Origin of the sequence: Rothia sp. P7181, from assembly GCF_048513015.1 — a bacterium.
Lineage (GTDB): Bacteria > Actinomycetota > Actinomycetes > Actinomycetales > Micrococcaceae > Rothia.
The window spans coordinates 14,789-36,323 of the sequence record NZ_JBLXXZ010000006.1; the positions used below are offsets into that span (position 1 = coordinate 14,789).

A 21,535-nucleotide genomic window follows, 5' to 3' on the forward strand; every position below is an offset into this window, starting at 1 on the left:
AACTTTTACAGCTCATACCTCTTTCTAGGTTCTTTAAGTATTTTGTTCTTTGTAAAAAGCAATAGCATCTTCAGGCTTCACCAAATAAGAAAGACCAATACCAACAGCAATTGCCCAAGGAATAGTTAGAATAACTTCACCAAGACGCCAGCTACAGATAGCAAGAAGAACGATAGCCGCCTCGGCAATGATAATACGTTCTTTACCTTTTTGATGTTGTTGCTTCCAAAGAACTGTGGCTAAAAGAGTAATCAATAGAGTTGAAAATATCCAGGCCCAACCACCTTCGACGAACAACGTGTAGAAAGAATTATGAAACAACCAGTGGCTATTATTACCCTCAATCAAAACATAGGCTTGTCCAAAGCCTTGACCATGCCATGGTGTCTGAGCAACTTTCTCTAGCGTTGCTTCGTCAATACGTGCACGTAACAAGTCGCTACCATCACGGTTTGCGAAAACACCAACTTGAGCGTAGTTTTCTGTTAGGTAGTCCACTGCCCACACGATGAAAGTAGCTAAAACAAATTTTGCGAAAAGGCCAATTTTCTTACCGAATGTTAACCATAAAAGCGCAAACATGTAGCCTGCAAGAGAAGTACGCGAACCTGTTTCCCACAGCAGTACGCTAAAAAGTGCAAAGGCTAGAATTTTCTTTTTCTTATCATCAAGATAAGTAAAGAAGAGCAAACCGATGAATGCATACCAAAGTCCGGAAACGTTCTTATCACCAAACCAACCGGTCAAAAATCCAGTATAAGCATCCGGTGCAATACCAGCATAATATGCAGCGGCGTTGAACATCATGCCGGTTGCAATACCAAAAATCAAAGATCGCGCATCAATTCTTTTATCACCGATAAAGAGCGCCAAAAGAATCACAATGAAAATACGGATTGCACGTCTAAAGGCTTCGTCAACTGTAGAAATACCAAAAACTACAGAGTTTATTGCAGCATAAGCAACAGCCAAAACAGCAATAGCAATAAATAAGTTAAGTCTGGGATCACCGTAATGGGCTTTTCTTGTTGAGGCATGTACGAGCAGTCCAACAGTTACTACTACACCAAAAGGCACGCCGAAAAGTGGTGTGCCCACGGCAAACATAAACATACCAAAGATAAAGTCAATCAGAATAATGCTGCCAGCACTCTCTTTAAGGTGTTTTGCTTCGGCAGTAAGAGCACCATTCATACGTTCAGAGAGGGAAGCTGCACTCATGAGGAACTCACTTTCTGATAGATGTTCACGATATTAGCTGTCATTTCTTCTGCACTAACCCATTGCTGTTGAGTGGGTTTTTCAGTGTGTGCTTTTTGAGTAAGTTTTTGGGCAACGAGCTTAATGACGTCTTCACGGTTATCTTTAGTAATAGCAGGAATAAGATCTTCAGGAGCAACAATCTCGCGGTTTCCGCCAACATCAGTGGCGATAGTTTTCATTCCAGCAAGGTGAGCGTCAATGAGCGTATATGAAAGATTTTCCCATACTGATAGCTGAACTAGAATATCGTGTTCTGCCATGGCTTGGACAGAATCCACGAACCCTGGGAAATGGACTTTTGTCTCAATGCCAAGGCTTCGTGCCTGGTCTTCTAATACCTCACGTAATGGGCCGCTACCCGCAATAGTTAAAGAAGCATCAGGGTTATGTTCAGAAAAATGAGCAAACGCTTCAAGAAGTACGTCAAGACCTTTCTCTGGAGAAAGACGAGAAAGAGAAAGCACTTTTATATTTTGAGATGTTCGCTCCGTACGATAGCTTTCTAACTGTTTCAAAAGATCAGTACCGTGAACACCGTTCAGAACGACGTTCACACTAGAGGCACCCCATTTACGGCGCATCTGTTCAGCCGTCGAACGGGACACCGCAATCGCAGCATCTGTACCAGCCAAGCGGACACGATGGATTCCTGCCATTAAACGAGAACGCCACGAGCTCCCATGATATACCTCATCGTTACCAGCAATACCGTGTTCGGTTGTCACTAAAGACGGTACACGAATGCTTTTCTTCACCAAAGATTGCAATTTAAGACTCTGAACCACAGCACATGCCACAACATCAGAATATGCAAGATGTGAGTGAAGGATACGAGGCTGAACCTGTTTTATTGCTGCTAACAAAGATTTAAAAGAGGTAGCAAAACCGTAGTCAGGGCCATACTGCGCGGTAATAACCTCAGTTCCTTGCTTTTGAAGCTGACGGGTGAGTTCACCTTCAGGTGCGAGGACAATCAGCTGATAGCCGGGTAGCCCGGCACGTGCAGAATCTACAACGTGCCGGGCTACTCCACCAAATTCAGGAACCGGAATTGCCCAGAGAGCAACCGGCAACTGGGATGTGTCTTTTAGAGCCACTTTTCGAGCCGATCTAGAGCGGTAAAGAATCCTTCACCGTTGTTGATATGGCCCTGCCAAATTTCTGGAATAAAGGATGACTGAGGAGTCAGCTCACGAAGCTGTTTACCGAGAGCTGCCCAGTCGACATCGCCTTCACCCACTTGAACGCCTTCACCGTCGACACCTTTGCCATCTACCAAATGCAGGTGGATAGAGCGTGGTGCCAATAGTTCTACTGCTTCAGATAGCGGAATCTTCAAGAAGTTTGCAGCCAACATGGTGTGTGAGATATCGAGGCATAGCGCGGTGTTATAGGTATCTGAGAATTCTGCGGTGTCTTGAGGGTCAAGGAAGAGGTTATGGTATTGCTGACCGCCCATCAACCAAGGATAAGGGGGTAGAGTTTGCGCCGCGATACGGACCCCAGAAGTATCTAGTTTGCCAAGAGCCTCACCAATACGCTCATACTTATCAGCACGTGCAGAAGCAGGGATATGTCCGTCTTTGGTGAAACCACCCATGGTCACGACCATGACAGGGTCATCATCTACGGTGAAGTAACGGGTAAGGTCACGAGTAATGTCGATGGTGCGTTGAACCTCAGCGATGGAACGCTCCCAAATATCTTGGTCACGGGAGGCGAGGTCTACTAAGAAATCACCAGCAAAGAGGTCTGGCAGGTGAGTTGTAAAGCTCATGGGAAGCTTCTGGTCAAAGACATCGTCGATGTTAATTTCGAGATCTTTATAAGAGAAATGGAACTCAAGAAAATCAGGCTTTGAGTCTTCAATGAGGGGTTTGTAGTCGTGGTAACGAACAGGAAGACCCCAAGGACGGTCAAAAGTGAAGTCTCGACGAGTCACAAGGTCATCTTTGAGATCCCCTTCAAAGAAGAAGGAGCCTGCTTCAACATCACGTTGCATGGTACGTCCGACAAGTTGCGGCAAGCAGTTCGGCTGGAGTCCACGGCCAGGAGATTTAACAGCAACGTCAGCTTCTGAAACGACCTCGCCTTTAGCAATATTACGAGTTGCAACCAATGATTTTGCCAAGTTTACGCGGTTCATAAGCTCACCGGTAGACACTTCACGAGGAGCCGCTGTTCCGATAGCTTCTTCTACTTCACGGATTTGAGTCACCATTGCGGTGAATTCTTCTGGAAGCAACGAGACGGTGTGGTCGTTGCCTTCAAGAGTTTTATCGATAGTGAAGTGCTTTTCAATAATTTTTGCTCCGCGTGCTACAGCAGCGACCGGAACGTGATATCCGCGTTCGTGTCCGGAGTAGCCGACAAGGCACTGACCAATTTCAGCAAGACGATCCATGTATGCAAGGTTGACGTCTTTGAACGGTGCCGGGTACGCAGACTGGCATTGTAAGAGAGCGTACGAAGCTCCACGATTCTGTAGGAGTTTGACCGACTCACGAATTTCTTCTTCACGGCTCATACCTGTAGAAACCAGCATGGGTAGACCACGAGAGGCAACGTCTTCAAGAAGCTCATGGTTTGTAAGGTCGGCAGAAGCAATCTTCATGCCTTGGATACCGTAATCGACAAGAGCCTGAACAGAAGGTGCGTCCCAAGGTGTGCACATAATGTCCATATTGTGTTCTTTGACGTGGTCAAAGACTTCGTACATCTGGTCAACAGACAACGAGAAACGTGAAAGCAGGTCAAGGGTATATTGTACGCCGAGGTCTTCACCTGCAGATTGAGAACCTGCTTGACGGTATAGCGCATCCATATCACGTAGCTGGAACTTCACAGCGTCTGCGCCGGTTTCTACGGCAAGGTCAACAAGACGCTTTGCTAAATCGACATCGCCTTGGTGGTTGTTTCCAATTTCTGCGATGATGAATGCTGGGCTGTCTTGGGTAATCTCATGTTTACCGATACGAAGAACGTCTTGTTCGTTCATAGCAATAGCGATAAGGTGTCCTCGCTCATCAACGAGTGGAAGGTGTGAGATACCTTTAGCGAATTCTGCTTTGAGAGCTGCCGTATCCGTGCCAAAAGGCACGCTATGAACGTTCTTGTTAGCAACTTCAAGGGCAGAAGTTTCAAGAGATTCAGTCGGGTGAGCGATCAACCAGCGACGGAAATCTCCGTCAGATAAGGCGCCTTGAAGTACGCCGGACTCGTTCACAAGAAAAATAATGCGCTGCTGGTTTGCAGAAATTTTTTGTAGAGCGGTGAGAACGGGATCCTCAGAAAACACTACATAGGGGGTGGTATTACGTTCGATAATCATGAGGAGCTACTTTCGTTATGGGTCTTAAGAATCTCGTTGAGCTGGTGTTCGGCTACAGCAAAGTCAATAGGTGCATCAATGTCAACACCTTCTACCTCGTCGAGTAAGAAAAGCTCAATATTCTCGGCAAGACGGTTATGGTACTTTTCGTAAATTTCGGTGGCCGTGATATACATTGAGCCGTTTTCACGGTAACGGTAGGTTTCGCGGGTCAGTTCTTGACGGCGGGGACGAGCCATCACCTCATATTGAGCTTGCGGTGGTTCTGTAGCAGTCCAGATGAAAGGACCGATAGGAATGACTCCCACCATAGAGTCAGAATCAGAGCTAGCAAATTGACGGACGGCACGTTCAAGAGTGCCAGGTAAACGAACGGGGCTTGTTGCCTGTAAAAGCATCACAGCGTCAGGACGTCGTCCCTGCTCTTCGACAAACTCAATAGCGTGCTCGATAACAGGCTCAGTAGCCGTAGTATCTTCCGCTAAATGAGCAGGACGCATAAAAGGAACTTCAGCCCCATATTCACGAGCGATATCTGCGAGTTCGTGGTCGTCTGTTGAAACGATGACGTCCATAATATGTTCTGGTGCCAGAGCCTCTTGTGCTTCAAGAGCTTGTTCAATAGTCCATGCAACCAGAGGTTTACCTGCGATGAGCTTGAGGTTCTTCCGAGGGATTCCCTTAGAACCTCCGCGCACAGGAATAACGCATAGAATGCGCATTATTTCTCCAATTTTTCTGCGATGATGCGAGCGATAGTATCAGCGGGTGCGGTACATGGTTGAACCGGAGGTTCAGTGGGAGAATCGCCCCAACGATTCATGCCGTACCGTTCCCAAAACTCAATAAGCCATGGTTCTGGTTTAGGGTGATACACCCAAGAAGGAATACCTCGAATAGCAGCTTCTAAGACTCCCGTCGAGAAGATTGAAACGACTGGATGAGTCATCTCATTAAGAGGGATTGCGGACGTGTCCACAGTTATTCCTCGTTGTCCCCATAATTTATGAGTTATTAAAGACAGTTTATCCTTTTCCGAAGGATGTGGTCGATAGATTGCACCGTGATTTAGACAGAATTTATACCCAGCCCGAGCAAAAGATAAACGCGGTAGCTCAGCGCCATGCATCTGCCCTAAAAACACCGGAGTAGAATCAATACTCTCAATATCAACTTTAGGTTTCTGCGCCGCTTCATAAAATAGTTGAGAGCCTACTGTATGAACAGTAATATCTTCTCTTCCCGAGCGCCAAAAATCACCATCAGCATCACTAAAAGCTAATAAAGTTGAGTTTTCTGGAAGTGGAGGGGCAAAAGGTGTCATCAATCCGTGCTGAACAACGATAAACTCCCAGCCCATCTTCTGAGCATCACGGTACACGGCAGCGCCTAATGGAAGATAATGCCCAGCAGCTAAAACAACCTTAACGCCACGTTGTTGTGTGAGAGCATCAGTATCTAGTTCGTGAACCCGCCACGAGCCAGATGGAAGGAACTCTTCAACGTTCATAGGAGCTATTACTGCTACACGAGGATTCTTCAGATATTCCACAGGGCGCAGCAAAGAAACAACCGAAGTAGGAGAAGTCGATTCAAGAACAATCAAGAGCTCAGGTTCAGGATGATTCATATGCAGAACACCTGAAACAGCGCAGGATACGATGTTTTGTTCTTGACGTCCCTTCAGCTTACGAAGCAGGTTTTTTACTCGTTGTTCTGGTTTAGAGTTAGCTTGCCATTGTTGCCAAGCAGACAAATCGCGAGGAAATTTTAAAGCCATAAAGTCTCCAGCACTTTGACGCGCTCATCAAATGTGTGTTCTGCTAACGTACGGCGTTTCCCTGCCTCACGAATTTTCTGAGCCCACTGTGGGTCAGCAACGATACGTCGGCATAACTCAATGAGCTCCGCGGTAGAAGAATACGTCAACACTTCAGTCCCTGGCTCATAGTATCGAGTGACATCATCACGATCAATAATTTGTAGACCCCCAACACCAGAAGCCTCAAAGGTGCGCATCGTAAAGCCGTCTTGGTCTCCATGAATGTTGAGTGTTCCGGGTGACGCCGCCATCACACCGTATGCCTGAGAGCGATCTAAATCGCGACCAGTCGGCAAACCGGGGTCTTTAAACTGACGAGTTCGTGCTACATCCCACCAGTGACGTGACCATTGTTTGCCATAAGCTCGAACTGGAATACCTGCCTGATGAAGAGCCTTAAGCATACGTTCACGACCCTCATAGCGAGCACCGACAAAACTAATATGTGTTTCCTTTGAAGGCGCAATCTTCATGTGTGAGTCATAGGCTAGAGGAACATCAATGGCGTCAAAACCACGAGATTTTAGGTCTTGTACGTCGGCAGGACTATAACTTGCGATAGGACCGATGTGGTAAAGCAACTCGTCGGTATAGCGCATACGACGAAGCTCATCGTACATCCACGTACCATAACGAACCCCTGACCGTTCAAGGGTCTCCCACCAACGGTGGCCAAGCTGGTCACCTTTGACAACCAAGACAATATCTGGTTTCTGCTCCGAGAAAACAGCGATAGCTTTCTCCGTAACCTGATGCTCTAGATTCTCTGGACGAAAACGTTCAGGAAGATCATGCAAGATTTTATTCGTAATACGTTCTTGAATATTTCCAGGAGCATCATAAACGTGGGTGACAACTTCATAGCCTAGGCGGACGATAGAATCTCGAATCGTCATCCAATAACCATGGAACCCAGGAGAAACTAAGAGTAATTTCGGTTTAGTCATTATGCTCTGCAAGGCCCCGCTCAGTGAGTTCTTCTAGAGCAGTCTCCCAGGCAGAACTATCTGCACCAGGAGCTTTCCAAGACTTCTGAATAAAGTCAGCGATTGCTTCACGTGCACTCCAACGCGCCTGAGGTGCGCCCAAAGAATACGCATAAGACATATCAGCAAGAGCATGATCAATATCGCCAGCTCGTTTGATATCTACGTGTTCGATTATTGCTTCAGAACCACCAGGGACAGCATCAATAGAATACTGAGCTAGTTGGTCTAAGGTAATACGCTCACCTGAACCAGCGTTAATAATACGGGGAGATTCGTCAAGCGCAGGGAGGTTTGTTAACGCCCAAATCAGAATATCTGCGACATCTTCTACGTGGATGAAGTCACGGGTTTGAGTACCATCCCCATACACAGAAAGGTTCTTACCCTCACGAAGGCGTGCAAGAAAAGCCGCCAATACGCCGGTATAGGGGTTATGGAGGGCTTGTCCCGGACCGATAACGTTCTGTGGGCGGACGATAGTTGCCGGCACTTTGCCAGCAACTACCTCACGGACGATATCTTCACCTTCAGATTTAGTTTCACCATATACAGACAATGGTTTGTGAGGATCTGATTCTTGAGTTGCACGCTCGGCAGAACCTTCTCCATAAACAGCTCGTGAGCTCAGTGAGACAAGAGGAGCATTCCATTTAACGGCATATTCTGCTGCATATCGAGTACCGTCAACGTTCACGCTACGGTAACGCTCAGTTTCGTACATAGACTGAGCTGTTCCGGTCTCAGCCGCAAGGTGAATAATGGCATCAGCACCTTCGAGGTTCTCCCATGTTGCGGGAAGCGCCACGTCGCCAACAATAATTTTTCCGGGGAACTGTGCTTTTTCTGATTCGATATCTTGGTGAACTTGCTCTAACAAACTATCGAGCGCGACAACTTCATGTCCTTGTTCAACAAGTTTTTTTGCGGTTTTCAGACCGATAAAGCCGACTCCGCCAGTTAGTAGAATTTTCATGTTTCCCTAAATTTTATATAGATAAGATACGAGTATTTTTAATTAGTTTAGAGGTTTAGCAGGAACACCGGCAACCACTGCCCTAGCAGGAACGTCTTTTGTCACAACAGCACCAGCACCGATAATGGCACCATCACCAATCGTGACGCCAGCTAGCACTACCGCGTTCTGTCCGATAAAGACTTGATTTCCAACCCTAATTTCACCACGAGAGACAATGTGAGATAGATCCTCACGGCTGTGTTCTCCAGAGTTAATCATGACGTTATCGGCGATAACGCATTTTTCACCAATCGATACTGGTTTAACAGCATGAAAGTGCGTTCGATGCCCGATATATGTTCCTGAGCCGATGGATAAAGTCCCACCAGATTCGGCTTGCAACCAGCTGCCCTCATAGATAGTGACGTTTTCGCCAATACAAATGGAATCAACACCACGCATTTTTAGAGGTGAGACAATAGTGCTGCCATGACCAAATTCTTTGAATCCTTTGGCGTAAAGAGTCTTTGAAAGAACAGCAGATATATGCCAGCGAACAGAGGGGACAGACTCAATAATCTTTTGAGCAATATTCATTTTCTAATGGCCTTTCAGATAACTGAGTTCTTTAGAAAGAATACTTTGCGCATGAACATCCTTATTTCGTAAAGAACGTACAACGTTGACGAGAAAATTAGCGTAGCTAACAGCAGTTAGGGAACGGTGAAGTTGTTTTTTGAAGCCCCATTTTTCTGCGTATATAAATCGAGAGTCAACCAGCCAACCAATACGTTTATCGTCAGCAGAAGATCCACCGCCGACATGTTCAACGCTCACTTCTCCGGCAAAAATAGATGGTACGCCATTCTCGGTTAAACGTTTCTGTAAATCGACTTCTTCACTATTCATATAAAAACGAGGGTCGAATCCCCCGATAGCACGGAATGGTTCAACAGGCAGGAGCATGCACGCACCCACTACCCAATCAGTGTGAACAGTCTTTCCGGTAGCGCACCGAGTATCGTGCCCTACCAAGCGATGCCACCAGGTAGTCCCCTTAAAACGGGCAAGAGGTGTAAACCATTCACAAGCATGATGGAAAACAGTCGGGAATTTTCGTCCTACCCACTGACCTTTTCCGTCGTGGTCGACAACCTGAGGGCTATATACACCTACCCCATGACGTTCCTTTTGGGCAAGCATATCTGCAATAAAAGTTGGTCCAATCGTTAAATCACTGTTGAGAACAAAAACCCAATCAGATTGGGCAATCTCGATACCAGAATTGACAGCTTTGCCAAAACCGCCGTTAATCTCACGACGAACGACGATAACGCCCTCTAAATCAGGAAATGGTGTAGGGGAACAATCATCTGAAACAATAATCTCTAAGGGAATAGAAAGCTCTTGAGACTGTAGCTGCTCGATAAGGGGCATCGTATCTGCGGGATCACCGTAGAACGGAATAACGATAGATATCATTTTATCTTTCATGAAAAGAACCAAACATATGCAATATTTGAAATATTATTATGATGTAAGCAGTCTATATATAACAGAACACTAAAGGCATCTGGCACAGCTTAGATTTAGCTTTTTATTCCAGAACGTTTACGATGCCTAATTCTAGAGATAGTCCCCCGCATCTCTTTATACACAGTTTTAGGCTCTTTCCAAAGAATTCTATACATACCAAAACCAACAATTTTAGGAGTTTTCCCAAGAAAAATACGACTTCCTAGAATCCTAGCGATAAGGTATTTTCTTCGAGAATATTGATAAGGTTGCATCTTAGCTACAGTGTCAGGGTCGGTAGCAATTGCTTCAAGTATGCCTTCTTTAATTGCTTCCTGTATCAGTTGGTATCCCCTTGGGGTTCTAGCGATTAACGCACTGCGACCAGGTTTATCAGAAAACTCAGGGTATCCTTTTTCATCAGCTTCCCAAAAATCACCAGCTGTGATGTCTGCTGATTCGCCGACCCCATCTGGGCAGATTCTACAACGCCATTGCACGGTAGGCCCCAACGCTGCACCCCAAGAATCATTATATGATGTCGAAACTTTATTGCCGTCTTTAGATATTGCAGTGAATTCTCCGGGCCATCCATGACCTCTATACCATAATGATTGAAGAGGAGTTTCTTTGCTGATTCCCAACTTCTCGATAAGATTATCGGTCGCATCCTGAGATGGAGTACCTGCGCAAAAGAAACTTAGTAATATGGGAGAGTTCTGTCCGTTAGCTTTATCATATGCTCTTTTAGCCGATACTTCACAAGGCTTCCCTGTAAAAGATACACCCTGAAGAAAAGCATCGGAATTGCTTAAATTACTTGTTGGAGCATATCTAGATCCTGCACTTGCCAACGCTTCTTCTCTGCTAAGAATTGTAACAGGAACAGTTTTACGAGGGTTCTCTCTTGATGCACTAGCACCAACAACTTTTGTAGCAATTCCTCTTGAAAGCAACCAGGCGTTCAGCGCAGACAACGTTCCACCACTGCTTCCCTTGTCGCGAAATTCTGGATCTACGGCCCAGGCTTGCCATATACCAATAATTGGTCCGAGAGTCTCATGGCGTTCAGCTTCTGGGGTTTTGATAGCTTGAACACGGCGTCCCGGACATGCTACAGAAAAAGTCTTTGCTTTCTCATGGTCTTTGTCTTCTATACAGGCCGATTCTGAAAATACAGGACGCATAAACCCATTGACATATTTCATCTGAATATTTGAAGACATCGCTGCACATAGACCACATCCTGTGCACATTTGGCTATTCACGACAGCCTCTACCGAATCACGAAACTTCCCCATTTTTACCTTAAATTTTATTGCGAATGATCAAACAGTATTCTAGCCTTATACCTCTACCAGGATAGCCACTTTACGGAGCATATAGCCAGTTCAGTAACAGACACCACTAGGAGACTTCCCCCGAAGACACCTGCCTAAAAAAAATTGGGTGTACTAAGATAATTTCTATAGCGTTGGTCTCCTTAGACTACCGCATCTGGCAATAGTGGCTAAAGTAAAGAATCTCCGTCCGGTATCGTTTGACAGAGTTAACTATTAGGGGAAAAATGCGAGTACTCATTTTATGGGCAAACAAGAATCACGACAACCTTGGCGTTGCAGCTTTGGGTAGAGGCATGGAGAAGCTCGCTAAACAGGCTTTTGGCGAGAAAACAGAAGTATATTTCCATGGCACAGGAGATTCATCTCTACCTCATAATGATGGTCCAATAAATATATCACGGGTTAAATTACTCTTAAAATCTGCGCTAACACCAAAAAGTGAATTCAACAAGTGGCTTAAAAGTTTTGACTTAATTATTGATGCCAGAGGAGGTGATAGTTTTTCTGACATTTATGGAGTCAAGAGACAAATTAAAACTAGTACCTTGAGTTGGTTAGCTCCATTTTGGGGAGTTCCCGTCGTTATGGGACCACAAACAATTGGACCTTTCAACACAGTTATTGGAAAGTCTGCAGCGTGGTTAACCCTTAAAACAGCGAAGCAAGTGTTCTCACGAGACCCTATTAGCGTAGAATATGCCAATAAGTTAGGACATTACCCAGAAGTTTTAACAACAGATGTTGTCTTCGCTCTAGAACATGAGAAACTTGAAAAAGAATACGATGTGCTACTCAATGTCTCAGGACTTCTATGGGACAAAAATCCACATGTTAACTATGAAAAATATCGATTGTCAATTATGGATATTATTGAAAATCTCCATAAAAATGGAAGAGATATCACTCTCTTTCCCCATGTTCTCTCTGACAGCCCTCAAAGCCGCCTCGACCATGATATCTACCCAATCGCTGAGCTTATAGAAAAATATCCTTATCTAAAGGTAGCTACTCCGAAAGATTTACTAGACGCTCGGAAAATCGCAGGAAAAGCAAGAGTAGTAATTGCTGCGAGAATGCATGCATGTTTAAACGCTCTGTCTATGAGCACCCCTGCTATCCCAATGGCATATTCCAGAAAGTTTGAACCACTTCTCTCCCAAATAAACTGGTCGCATACTGTCGATATTAGAACAGAGAATAACGTCGCTCAAAGAGTTCTTCAGCTTGTCTCAAAAACAGAACATCTTGCAGAAGAAGCCCGTGACGTGCGTTCCTATGCAGATTCGCTCATTAGCAAGGCTGTTCATTCATTGCAGAAAATAGGACATCAATAGACGTGGCTTCTTTATCACAATTAGCAGGACGCGGAGCATTACTCGGATCAGCTGGACAATTTGGGAAATTAGCTATTAACTTAGCATCGTTAGTAATTCTCGCAAGAATGCTATCCCCTCATGATTATGGATTGCTCGCAATGGTAACTGCCGTTATCGGAGTAGCAGAACTTATCAGAGATATGGGTCTGTCTACGGCGGCACTTCAAGCAAAAACATTATCTTTTGAGGAACGAAACAACCTCTGGTGGGCAAATACTGGTTTAGGCGTTCTTTGTAGTATTGGGGCTGCGTCGCTGGCTCCCTTACTTGCCTGGGTATATAACGAACCTGATGTTCTGACAATTACGTTATGCTTATCATTAGTTTTCACCATCTCAGGTGCAGCGACCCAATATCGCACAGATTTGACGCGTAATTTGCAGATGGGGAAAATAGCAGCTATTGATCTCTTAAGCGGATTGTGCTCTCTCATAGGAGCAATCTACATTGCACACATAGGTGGAGGTTATTGGGCGTTAGTTTTCCAGCAGGTTTCAACAAATCTTTTAGCTTTATTATGTCTATCTTACGCTGCTAAATGGTTGCCAAGATTCTATGATCGCACAGTAAGCATTCAGCATTTCTTTAAATTTGGGTTCCCTATTTTTGGCTCGAGTCTATTAACCTACTGGGCTTCAAACCTTGACACAACCTTAGTTGGAAAATTTTTTGGGACAGTATCTCTAGGGTATTACAACCGAGGAATGCAAGTCATCCGCCTGCCAATGAACCAAATTAGGAATCCCCTTACCTCCGTAGCCATCAGTACTTTAAGTAAAGTACAAGATGATGAAGAACGCTTTAATAATTATGTTACTAAAGCACAAGTTGCTTTTCTTTATCCGATAACGCTCATTAGTCTATGGATTGCAGCCACTGCCCAGGATACCATTCCATTATTACTCGGAGTTGAATGGTCTCAAGTTATTCCTCTAGTAATTATATTTGCAGTAGGCGATGCTATCTCAAACCTCTCCTCTGCTGGAGGATGGGTTTACCTTTCAAAAGGGAAAAGTTATGCTTTGCTACAGTACACTGTCATATCGACAGTAACGAGAATAGTCTTATTCTGTATTATGGTTCCGTTCGGTTTATATGCTATTGCCTCGGTATATGCAATAGCACCGACATTCTTATGGCCGTTATCTCTATATATATGTTATAGAGCTACAGGATATTCTACGAAGAGGCTTTTTTTCACTTCACTGAGAATTATTATTTCTTGCGGTATAGCCTTATTGACGACCCTATACGTCGGATATTATGTTATTCCAGGATCGGGAATAATTCATCTTATGATAACGAGTTTCGTCTATTTATCGGCTTTTTCAATTGTTATATTGTTAGTTCCCATAATGCGGCAAGATTTTCTTAACGCTATTAATACCTTACGTAATTCAATAAAATCTAATTGATAAAGTTTTGGGGTAGAACTTTTAGTTCTACCCCAAAACTTTATCAATTAGATTTTAGTTTGAGCGTCCGTTAAAAAGGCTGGTTACTGATCCCTCATCAAATACTTCTTTAATTGCTCGAGCAAGAAGCGGAGCAATAGAAAGTACTGTGAGATTCTCGAATTGGTGGTCTTTTCCCACGGGGAGGGTATTAGTCACGACCACTTCAGAAGCACCTGATTGCGAGAGACGCTCAACTGCTGGATCAGAGAATACGGGATGAGTTGCCGCAATAATTACATCTTTTGCGCCATTATCGGTGAGTACCTTCACTGCGCCAGAAATTGTTCCGCCGGTGTCAATCATGTCGTCAATTAGAACACAGGTACGGCCTTCAACATTACCCACAACTGTTTTTGATACAGCCTTATTAGGAACATTGATGTCACGAGTTTTGTGGACGAAAGCTAGAGGCGCACCGCCGAGTAGCTCTGCCCACTGCTCAGCGACTCGAACTCGTCCAGTATCAGGAGATACCACAGTGATATTGCTGATGTCTTCAACCTGATCTCGTACGTGCTCCGCCAACAGTGGAATGGCCATGAGGTGGTCAACGGGGCCGTCAAAGAATCCTTGAATCTGCGCGGTGTGTAAATCAACGCTCATGAGACGATCTGCACCAGCAGTTTTGTATAGGTCTGCAACAAGACGAGCAGAAATAGGTTCACGTCCCTTATGCTTCTTATCCTGACGAGCGTAAGGGTAGAAAGGTGAAACGACAGTAATAGAACGGGCAGACGCACGTTTGAGAGAATCAATCATGATGAGTTGCTCCATCACCCACTCATTAATAGGAGCAGGGTGAGACTGAATCACAAAAGCATCTGCACCACGAACAGATTCCTCGTAGCGCACGTATGTTTCACCGTTCGCAAAAGTATATGCGGAAGTAGGAAGAACCTCACATCCGAGTTCTTGAGCAATTTCTTTGGCGAGTTCGGGGTGGGCTCGTCCTGAAACAAGAACCATCTTCTTTTCGCCAGGATTAGTAATTGCAGTCATTTTATTTTTTGCTCTCCTCGGAAGAGTTTTTCGCTTCTGCACCCGCAGCTTCAGCAGCTTCAGCTGCCTCCGTACCTGCGCGGTTTTTGACAACCCAGCCTTCGATATTACGCTGGGGAGCTACGTTAACAGCTAGCGCACCGGCAGGAACATCCTGTCGAATAACTGTTCCGGCGCCGGAATACGCGCCGTCGCCGACATTAACCGGTGCAACATACATGTTATCTGAGCCCATGCGAACATATGAGCCGATAGTTGATTGGTGTTTATTGACTCCGTCGTAATTGACAAAGATAGATGCTGCACCGATATTGGAGTGGTCTCCGATGGTAACGTCACCGGCATATGAGAGGTGAGGAAGTTTTGAACCTTTACCGATGGTTGCATTCTTTGTTTCGACGAATGTGCCGATTTTACCAGATTCGCCGAGAACAGTTCCGGGACGAAGGTATGCGAAAGGCCCAACAGTAGCATCATCGCCGATGGTTGCTTCTGAGCCATGAGTGCGTGACACTTGAGCACGCTGACCGACAGTAACATCTGTCAGGGTGGAATCAGGTCCGATAATGGACCCAGTTCCGATACGCGTTGTACCGTGTAGCTGTGTGCCAGGAAGGATAGTAACGTCTGGGTCAATTTCTACAGTGGAGTCAATCCATGTATTTTGTGTATCTACGATGGTGACGCCGTTACGCATATGCAGTTCTAGGGTACGGTCGTTAAGTTTTCGTCCAAGCTGAGCTAGCTGTACACGGTCATTTGCCCCTTCAACTTCCCAGCGATCGTCAATCGCAAGGGCGGCGGTGCGATGTCCTGCTTCACGAGCGATGTGAAGAACATCTGTAATATATTTTTCGCCTTGTGCGTTATCAGTTGTTACCTGCGCAAGAGATTCACGAAGAGCTTTAGCGTCAAAAGCGTAAATACCCGAGTTAATTTCGGTGATGGCCAGTTGTTCGGGGGTAGCGTCCTTCGCTTCGACAATGGCGGTGACTTCACCAGCCTGATTACGAACAATACGACCATAAGCACCAGGTTCGTCGAGGTGTGCTGTCAGCACAGTGACTGCGTTATGGTCTTTTTCGTGGAAAGCAATTAGCTCTTGCAGTGTCTGAGCACGCAAAAGGGGAACGTCTCCGTAAGTAACTACAACAGTTCCAGAAACTTCCCCTTGTTCATCAAGACCAAGTAAACCAACTTCAACAGCACGGCCTGTACCGGGAATGTCATCTTGATCCACAATATGCACGTCTTGGTCGAACGCTACGACGTGTTCAGCGACGCGATCTCGTTGATGTCGAACAACAACAGCTAATTTTTTAGGATTGAGTTCACGAGCCGCAGCAATTGCGTGCTCTACCATTGAACGCCCTCCGATGCCATGCATGACTTTTGGCATCTCAGATTTCATGCGAGTCCCAGCCCCAGCGGCTAGAACAATAACAGCGGACGGGGCGAGTTTTTCTGCGATATTCACAGTTTAGGACTCCTCGAGGGTGGGAAACGGTTACTTCAATGTAGTTTTTATATAGCTGAAGTTAACCTTGCTCCGCCACTAGGACTCGAACCTAGAATAACGGCTCCAAAGGCCGCTGTGTTGCCTATTACACCATGGCGGATTGTCAGCGTCCTCTCGGTTTCATAAACCTTGAATCAACCAGACGATTCACTATCATACCAAAGCTAGGCGAATATCAAAATTCCCGCGCTTTGATTTATCCCACTTTTATTATTTTTCGTATCCCAACCAAGCAATAATCACTTCAAGAGATTCTTCAATTTCTTTCACAGCTTTCTGTGCAGCCTTAGCACCACGCCGATAAGGGTCAGCGATATCGTCTTTAGCGAGGGGTTCACTATCGTGCTGTTTCATATAGGAAATAGGGTCTGAACGGCGTCCAGCACCCTCACGCAGGCGAGACATCTCACGCAATAAACGCACCTTAGAACGGTATTGTGGCCATTCCTGCACAATCCAGTCAAGATGGGCACGCTCCATCACCAATACTAATTCCGACTCAGCTAAGAGTCGGGTATTAATCTGCTTCGCTTGATGCCCAAGATACGGCACTCCACGACGCTCCAGCTCCTTATCAATGTGTGAAGCTACCGGACTGCCAACAACAGCACCAGTTCCTGCACTATCAAAAATCCACGGCGAATCAGAAGGCACCATAGATTGCGCAAGGTACTGAGCAGAAGCACTACGTGCAATATTTCCGGTACATACAAAAAGAATCTTTTTCGCACCCTCAGGTATTTTTCGTGACACAGGTGCAGCAGGAGTAATCGAAACTACAGGAGATTCCTTTGCAACGATAGAAGTCTTCCCTGTGGGCGGGGTAACGACAGCAGCCTGCCCTGTGGATGGGTGAGGAGCTTTAGGTGTGGCGGGTGAAGAAACCTCGTGTTTACGCTGTTTGTTTCCTCCAAGAAGGTTCTTTAACGCCCCTAGGCCAAATCTCGCCATGCTCCTCTTTCCTTAGATACGTTTTGTGCCAATAAGATATTTTGACTCAAAGTCTAATTTTAGCAAGACTTCCTTAACACAACCGACTAATTATCAGCTGTCCCCTAAACAGTGTATTACTCATCGTTTAGAAAATACTCACACTAAAACACTCTACCGCTCTAGCCCAAAGCAGCACATAAACACACCAAGCTATGTAGGCTATATATGTGGCACATTTACTTGGCGGAGAATCACTCCATTTAGAGTTTCCTACACGCACTATCTTTGAAGGCATCACCGTAGGTGTTAACGAAGGACACCGTATCGGCATCGTCGGTAAAAACGGTGACGGAAAATCAACGCTCCTTTCCTTGCTTGCAGGACGATTACAACCAGACAGCGGAAAAGTAACCGTCCGTTCTGGAACACGCATTGGATTCCTCACCCAAGCCGACACTCTCAACAATAAGAACACCGTCGGTGAAGCAATTGTTGGTAACACACCAGAATACGAGTGGGCATCAAACCCCAAAATTCGTGATGTTATCAACGGTCTTGTACAAGACCTTGATTGGGACGCCAGCGTCTCTTCCCTATCAGGAGGTCAACGCCGACGTGTCGCACTAGCCGCACTATTAGCTGGAGACTGGGACGTCCTCATGCTCGACGAGCCCACAAACCACCTCGACGTAGAAGCTATTACATGGCTAGCAAACCACCTCAAAAATCGGTGGTCCAAAAATGCTGGTGGATTACTCACCGTCACACACGACCGGTGGTTCCTTGACGAAGTCTGTACTGACACATGGGAAGTGCACGATGGACTGGTTGAACCTTTCGAAGGTGGTTACGCGGCTTACATCCTGCAACGCGTCGAAAGAGATCGGCAAGCAGCAGTGGCCGAAGCAAAACGTCAGAACCTCATGCGCAAAGAACTTGCATGGTTGAGACGAGGTGCACCAGCACGCACCTCAAAACCAAAGTTCCGTATTGAAGCCGCCAACGAACTCATTGCAGATGTCCCTCCCCCACGCAACACCATCGAACTATCGCGGATGGCAGTTTCACGTTTAGGGAAAGACGTTGTCGATATCGAAAATGTTTCTGTCAGCTACCCTGATCCAGAAAACCCGCAACAGTCAAAAGAAGTCCTCAAAAATATCACTTGGCATATTGCTCCAGGAGAACGCACGGGGATACTTGGCGTTAACGGTGCTGGAAAATCAACGCTTCTAGGACTAGTTACGGGTGCCGTTACACCGGTTAGCGGAAAAGTAAAGCACGGAAAGACTGTCAAAATTGCGACGCTTACTCAGCAACTAGAGGGGCTCAAAGAAGTTGAACATGACAGAGTTTCAGAAGTAATCTCTCGCAAAAAAACCTCATATGTTGCCGAGGGCAAAGAAATGACGCCTGGACAGCTCCTTGAACGTTTAGGGTTTACAACAGCACAGTTATCTACCCCTGTTAAAGATTTATCAGGTGGGCAGAAAAGACGTTTACAGCTTCTACTCATTCTTTTAGACGAGCCAAATGTCCTCATCCTCGATGAACCGTCTAACGACCTTGACACGGACATGCTCGCAGCCATGGAAGACCTCCTCGATACCTGGCCAGGAACACTACTTGTTGTCTCACACGACAGATATCTGATGGAACGTGTAACCGACCAGCAATACGCCATTATTGATGGAAACTTCCGCCATCTACCCGGCGGGGTTGAAGAATACGTGAATCTTTCTGCTATGGGAAAGGGCGGAAGCTCTGCAGGAAACGGCTCTGGAGCATACGCACTCCACAAAAATTCTGCAGAAGATGACGCTCAGCCCAAAGTTTCTGGGGCAGAACTTCGCGCAGCTCAAAAAGAAATGAACCAGATAGATCGAAAGATGTCTAAACTCAGTTCAGAAAAAGAACGCATTTCTTCCATCATGGCAGAACACGACCCTACCGATTTTGCGGGGTTAGGAAAACTACAGCAAGATATCAGTGAACTTGACGCTTCTATCGAAGAACTAGAGCTACGTTGGCTCGAGCTCTCCGAAATTCTTGAGTAATTCATGATTCCTCAATTTAGAAAAATCACCATATTTCCATATAATAAGACACCTATCTTCATACTATTGAATGTATGCAGCGATAGCGTAACCGCCACGTCTTCGCAAAGACGATGCAAGTTTTTGAGCTTCTTCTGCCGAGTCCATCAGCAAAACAATGGTGGGGCCAGAGCCTGATACAAAACTTGCAATCAGTCCTTCGGACTCGATCCCTAATACCTTCGTTAGTTCTGGAGCTAAGGTACAGGCAGGTGCCCCTAAATCGTTACGGATATACCGTGAAATTTCATAGAGACGAGCAATAGGTGCTGTATCGGCGACCAAAGCTTCTAAAAGATCGTCGGGAACCGCTAAAACATCTTCTGCAGGTGGATAATCTCCGTGCATACGACCCCTGTCCAACTCATGAAAGACGGTTGGTGTAGAAAGGCCTTGGGCTGAAGAAACCAGCACAACAGGTAAAGGCTCCACTGTAGAAGGTAGTTCCAGAAGCTGAAGTTGATCTCCTACCCCACTGCCAATAGCGATACCCGTGTGAAGGGCAAAAGGAACGTCAGCGCCTAAAGATGTTGCAATACGGTGGTATGCGCTATCAGGTAGTAAGGATGTTGTCATAGAACTTTTGAGGAGAAACTCATCTATGGCGCGAATTGTTGCTGCAGCATCAGCTGAACCGCCACCCATACCACCAGCAACAGGAACAGCTTTCACCAAGTGAATACGGAATGCAACGTCATGTGTTCCTAGCCCGTGTTCGTGCAGAACAGCCTCAGCAGCACGATATGCAAGGTTACGAGAGTCTAAAGGAACAGCAGATAGGTCGAACACTCCGTCTTGTTGCATTTGGTCTAGTAATGAATTAGAAGCAACTTCTGCACTGAGTGTTATACCAGTATTTTTAGTGCTATGGATACTAATAGTTTCTTTTAATGAAGTTGAAGCGTACAAGCTGGCAACAGGATGATAGCCGTTAGCTTCGGGGGCACCTACCGCAAAATACATATTAACTTTGCCGTGTCCGTAAGCAACAACTGATGGTTGGGAAGCACTCATAGGTTCTAACCTCTTCTGCCCTTTAGTGAGCTTGTCCGCGAGTCATTGAGCCGTGGTCATAGCCAAGATCGCGAGCTGATTCAGCGATACGAACAAAATCATGAATAGAAAGCTTCTCACCACGCAATGATGAATCAATCCCAGCATGGTTGAGGATCTCTTCAGCTTGAGCCGGTGAACCGGCCCAAACACCCAAGGCAGCGCGTAGAGTCTTACGACGTTGAGCAAATGCCGCATCGATGATAGAAAAAACTAGTTCTTGACGAACATCCGATAAAGGTTGTTCACGTCGGGTAAAGGATACTAACCCAGAATTGATTTTGGGGGCGGGCCAAAAGACATTTTTGCCGATAATTCCAGCCTGAGAGACTTCACAGAACCAGTTGGCTTTGAGCGAGGGTACCCCATAAATTTTTGAGCCGGGCACTGCGGCAAGACGTTGAGCAACTTCTTCTTGAACCATGACCAAAGCATGACGTAGTGAAGAAATATGGGTGAACAGGTGAATCAAGATGGGAACAGCAACGTTATAGGGAAGATTTGCGACCAGCGCAGTAGGGTTTTGTTCAAGCTGGTATACCTTCATGGCATCACTGTGAATAACGCTAAGGTTTTCTGCCCGTTCTGGCCTGAAGCGTTCTATTGTGTGTGGGAGTTGTTGTGCCAGTGGAGGGTCTATTTCAACTGCAACAACAGCAGCGGCAGCGTCTAAGAGTCCAAGGGTCAAAGAACCAAGCCCAGGCCCAACTTCAAGGACAGTTTCATGAGGATCAATATGTGCTGCTGCCACGATACGACGAATCGTATTCGGGTCAATCACAAAGTTCTGTCCCAAAGTTTTCGTGGGCCGAATACCAAGAGAATCTGCAAGTTCACGAATCTCTTGAGGGCCTAATAGTTGCTGTTCGTTCACACCGTTCATC

General features: G+C 45.8%; 18 protein-coding genes and 1 tRNA gene. 3 read left to right on the forward strand and 16 right to left on the reverse strand.

Annotated elements, in window-relative coordinates; genetic code table 11:
• Window positions 1-33: 33 nt before the first annotated feature.
• The 10 genes from ACN08Z_RS04170 to ACN08Z_RS04215 all read right to left on the reverse strand — a co-directional run bounded on the left by ACN08Z_RS04170 (window position 34) and on the right by ACN08Z_RS04215 (window position 11,143).
• A complete protein-coding gene (locus ACN08Z_RS04170; protein WP_419103335.1) occupies window positions 34-1,221 on the reverse strand; it encodes a zinc ABC transporter permease in 1,188 nt (395 codons plus the stop codon).
• A complete protein-coding gene (locus ACN08Z_RS04175) occupies window positions 1,218-2,360 on the reverse strand; it encodes a glycosyltransferase (protein WP_419103336.1) in 1,143 nt (380 codons plus the stop codon). The genes ACN08Z_RS04170 and ACN08Z_RS04175 overlap by 4 nt, the downstream gene beginning before the upstream one ends.
• Entirely contained in the window at window positions 2,351-4,594 is a 2,244-nt protein-coding gene (locus ACN08Z_RS04180) for an N-acetylneuraminate synthase family protein (RefSeq protein WP_419103337.1), read from the reverse strand. Before ACN08Z_RS04180 ends, ACN08Z_RS04175 begins: the two co-directional genes overlap by 10 nt.
• Complete coding sequence (locus ACN08Z_RS04185; protein WP_419103338.1) at window positions 4,591-5,316, reverse strand: cytidylyltransferase domain-containing protein; 726 nt, start codon at window positions 5,314-5,316, stop codon at window positions 4,591-4,593. The genes ACN08Z_RS04180 and ACN08Z_RS04185 overlap by 4 nt, the downstream gene beginning before the upstream one ends.
• Window positions 5,316-6,374 (reverse strand): RNA-binding protein, encoded by a 1,059-nt coding sequence (locus tag ACN08Z_RS04190; RefSeq protein WP_419103339.1) that lies wholly within the window; start codon window positions 6,372-6,374, stop codon window positions 5,316-5,318. The genes ACN08Z_RS04185 and ACN08Z_RS04190 overlap by 1 nt, the downstream gene beginning before the upstream one ends.
• Window positions 6,365-7,363 (reverse strand): CgeB family protein, encoded by a 999-nt coding sequence (locus ACN08Z_RS04195; RefSeq protein ID WP_419103340.1) that lies wholly within the window; start codon window positions 7,361-7,363, stop codon window positions 6,365-6,367. The genes ACN08Z_RS04190 and ACN08Z_RS04195 overlap by 10 nt, the downstream gene beginning before the upstream one ends.
• Entirely contained in the window at window positions 7,356-8,378 is a 1,023-nt protein-coding gene (locus ACN08Z_RS04200; protein ID WP_419103341.1) for an NAD-dependent epimerase/dehydratase family protein, read from the reverse strand. Before ACN08Z_RS04200 ends, ACN08Z_RS04195 begins: the two co-directional genes overlap by 8 nt.
• A 42-nt stretch (window positions 8,379-8,420) precedes the next feature.
• Window positions 8,421-8,957, reverse strand: coding sequence for an acyltransferase (locus tag ACN08Z_RS04205; RefSeq protein ID WP_419103342.1), 537 nt, complete (start codon window positions 8,955-8,957; stop codon window positions 8,421-8,423).
• Between the two features lie 3 nt (window positions 8,958-8,960).
• Window positions 8,961-9,842, reverse strand: coding sequence for a glycosyltransferase family 2 protein (locus tag ACN08Z_RS04210; protein ID WP_419103343.1), 882 nt, complete (start codon window positions 9,840-9,842; stop codon window positions 8,961-8,963).
• 107 nt (window positions 9,843-9,949) lie between these two features.
• A complete protein-coding gene (locus ACN08Z_RS04215; RefSeq protein WP_419103344.1) occupies window positions 9,950-11,143 on the reverse strand; it encodes a Coenzyme F420 hydrogenase/dehydrogenase, beta subunit C-terminal domain in 1,194 nt (397 codons plus the stop codon).
• A gap of 299 nt (window positions 11,144-11,442) precedes the next feature.
• Here ACN08Z_RS04215 and ACN08Z_RS04220 point away from each other — a divergent pair, with 299 nt between their 5' ends.
• Together ACN08Z_RS04220 and ACN08Z_RS04225 are read left to right on the forward strand one after the other, a co-directional pair.
• On the forward strand, window positions 11,443-12,552 hold the full coding sequence (locus tag ACN08Z_RS04220) for a polysaccharide pyruvyl transferase family protein (protein ID WP_419103345.1): 1,110 nt from the start codon (window positions 11,443-11,445) through the stop codon (window positions 12,550-12,552).
• 2 nt (window positions 12,553-12,554) lie between these two features.
• Entirely contained in the window at window positions 12,555-14,009 is a 1,455-nt protein-coding gene (locus ACN08Z_RS04225) for a lipopolysaccharide biosynthesis protein (RefSeq protein ID WP_419103346.1), read from the forward strand.
• Window positions 14,010-14,063: 54 nt separating this feature from the next.
• Here the strand turns inward: ACN08Z_RS04225 and ACN08Z_RS04230 are convergent, their stop codons facing one another.
• The 4 genes from ACN08Z_RS04230 to ACN08Z_RS04245 all read right to left on the reverse strand — a co-directional run bounded on the left by ACN08Z_RS04230 (window position 14,064) and on the right by ACN08Z_RS04245 (window position 17,520).
• On the reverse strand, window positions 14,064-15,050 hold the full coding sequence (locus ACN08Z_RS04230) for a ribose-phosphate diphosphokinase (RefSeq protein WP_419103347.1): 987 nt from the start codon (window positions 15,048-15,050) through the stop codon (window positions 14,064-14,066).
• A gap of 1 nt (window position 15,051) precedes the next feature.
• Complete coding sequence (gene glmU / locus ACN08Z_RS04235; protein WP_419103420.1) at window positions 15,052-16,521, reverse strand: bifunctional UDP-N-acetylglucosamine diphosphorylase/glucosamine-1-phosphate N-acetyltransferase GlmU; 1,470 nt, start codon at window positions 16,519-16,521, stop codon at window positions 15,052-15,054.
• A 76-nt stretch (window positions 16,522-16,597) separates the two neighbouring features.
• Window positions 16,598-16,669 (reverse strand) — tRNA-Gln (locus tag ACN08Z_RS04240).
• Window positions 16,670-16,779: 110 nt separating this feature from the next.
• A complete protein-coding gene (locus tag ACN08Z_RS04245; protein WP_419103348.1) occupies window positions 16,780-17,520 on the reverse strand; it encodes a hypothetical protein in 741 nt (246 codons plus the stop codon).
• Window positions 17,521-17,729: 209 nt separating this feature from the next.
• Here ACN08Z_RS04245 and ACN08Z_RS04250 point away from each other — a divergent pair, with 209 nt between their 5' ends.
• On the forward strand, window positions 17,730-19,559 hold the full coding sequence (locus tag ACN08Z_RS04250; protein WP_419103349.1) for an ABC-F family ATP-binding cassette domain-containing protein: 1,830 nt from the start codon (window positions 17,730-17,732) through the stop codon (window positions 19,557-19,559).
• Window positions 19,560-19,622: 63 nt separating this feature from the next.
• Here the strand turns inward: ACN08Z_RS04250 and ACN08Z_RS04255 are convergent, their stop codons facing one another.
• Both ACN08Z_RS04255 and rsmA read right to left on the reverse strand, forming a co-directional pair.
• Window positions 19,623-20,612 (reverse strand): 4-(cytidine 5'-diphospho)-2-C-methyl-D-erythritol kinase, encoded by a 990-nt coding sequence (locus ACN08Z_RS04255; protein WP_419103350.1) that lies wholly within the window; start codon window positions 20,610-20,612, stop codon window positions 19,623-19,625.
• A gap of 22 nt (window positions 20,613-20,634) precedes the next feature.
• Window positions 20,635-21,534, reverse strand: a complete 900-nt coding sequence (gene rsmA / locus ACN08Z_RS04260) for a 16S rRNA (adenine(1518)-N(6)/adenine(1519)-N(6))-dimethyltransferase RsmA (RefSeq protein ID WP_419103351.1) — start codon at window positions 21,532-21,534, stop codon at window positions 20,635-20,637.
• Between the last annotated feature and the right edge of the window lies 1 nt (window position 21,535).

Bases quoted from the DNA above. Each gene is read 5' to 3' on its own strand.
- ACN08Z_RS04195 (WP_419103340.1), bottom strand. From the start codon at position 7,363: ATGACTAAACCGAAATTACTCTTAGTTTCTCCTGGGTTCCATGGTTAT.
- ACN08Z_RS04170 (WP_419103335.1), bottom strand. From the start codon at position 1,221: ATGAGTGCAGCTTCCCTCTCTGAACGTATGAATGGTGCTCTTACTGCC.
- ACN08Z_RS04210 (WP_419103343.1), bottom strand. From the start codon at position 9,842: ATGATATCTATCGTTATTCCGTTCTACGGTGATCCCGCAGATACGATG.
- ACN08Z_RS04190 (WP_419103339.1), bottom strand. From the start codon at position 6,374: ATGGCTTTAAAATTTCCTCGCGATTTGTCTGCTTGGCAACAATGGCAA.
- ACN08Z_RS04230 (WP_419103347.1), bottom strand. From the start codon at position 15,050: ATGACTGCAATTACTAATCCTGGCGAAAAGAAGATGGTTCTTGTTTCA.
- rsmA (WP_419103351.1), bottom strand. From the start codon at position 21,534: ATGAACGGTGTGAACGAACAGCAACTATTAGGCCCTCAAGAGATTCGT.
- ACN08Z_RS04200 (WP_419103341.1), bottom strand. From the start codon at position 8,378: ATGAAAATTCTACTAACTGGCGGAGTCGGCTTTATCGGTCTGAAAACC.
- ACN08Z_RS04220 (WP_419103345.1), top strand. From the start codon at position 11,443: ATGCGAGTACTCATTTTATGGGCAAACAAGAATCACGACAACCTTGGC.
- ACN08Z_RS04180 (WP_419103337.1), bottom strand. From the start codon at position 4,594: ATGATTATCGAACGTAATACCACCCCCTATGTAGTGTTTTCTGAGGAT.
- ACN08Z_RS04255 (WP_419103350.1), bottom strand. From the start codon at position 20,612: ATGAGTGCTTCCCAACCATCAGTTGTTGCTTACGGACACGGCAAAGTT.
- ACN08Z_RS04205 (WP_419103342.1), bottom strand. From the start codon at position 8,957: ATGAATATTGCTCAAAAGATTATTGAGTCTGTCCCCTCTGTTCGCTGG.
- ACN08Z_RS04245 (WP_419103348.1), bottom strand. From the start codon at position 17,520: ATGGCGAGATTTGGCCTAGGGGCGTTAAAGAACCTTCTTGGAGGAAAC.
- ACN08Z_RS04185 (WP_419103338.1), bottom strand. From the start codon at position 5,316: ATGCGCATTCTATGCGTTATTCCTGTGCGCGGAGGTTCTAAGGGAATC.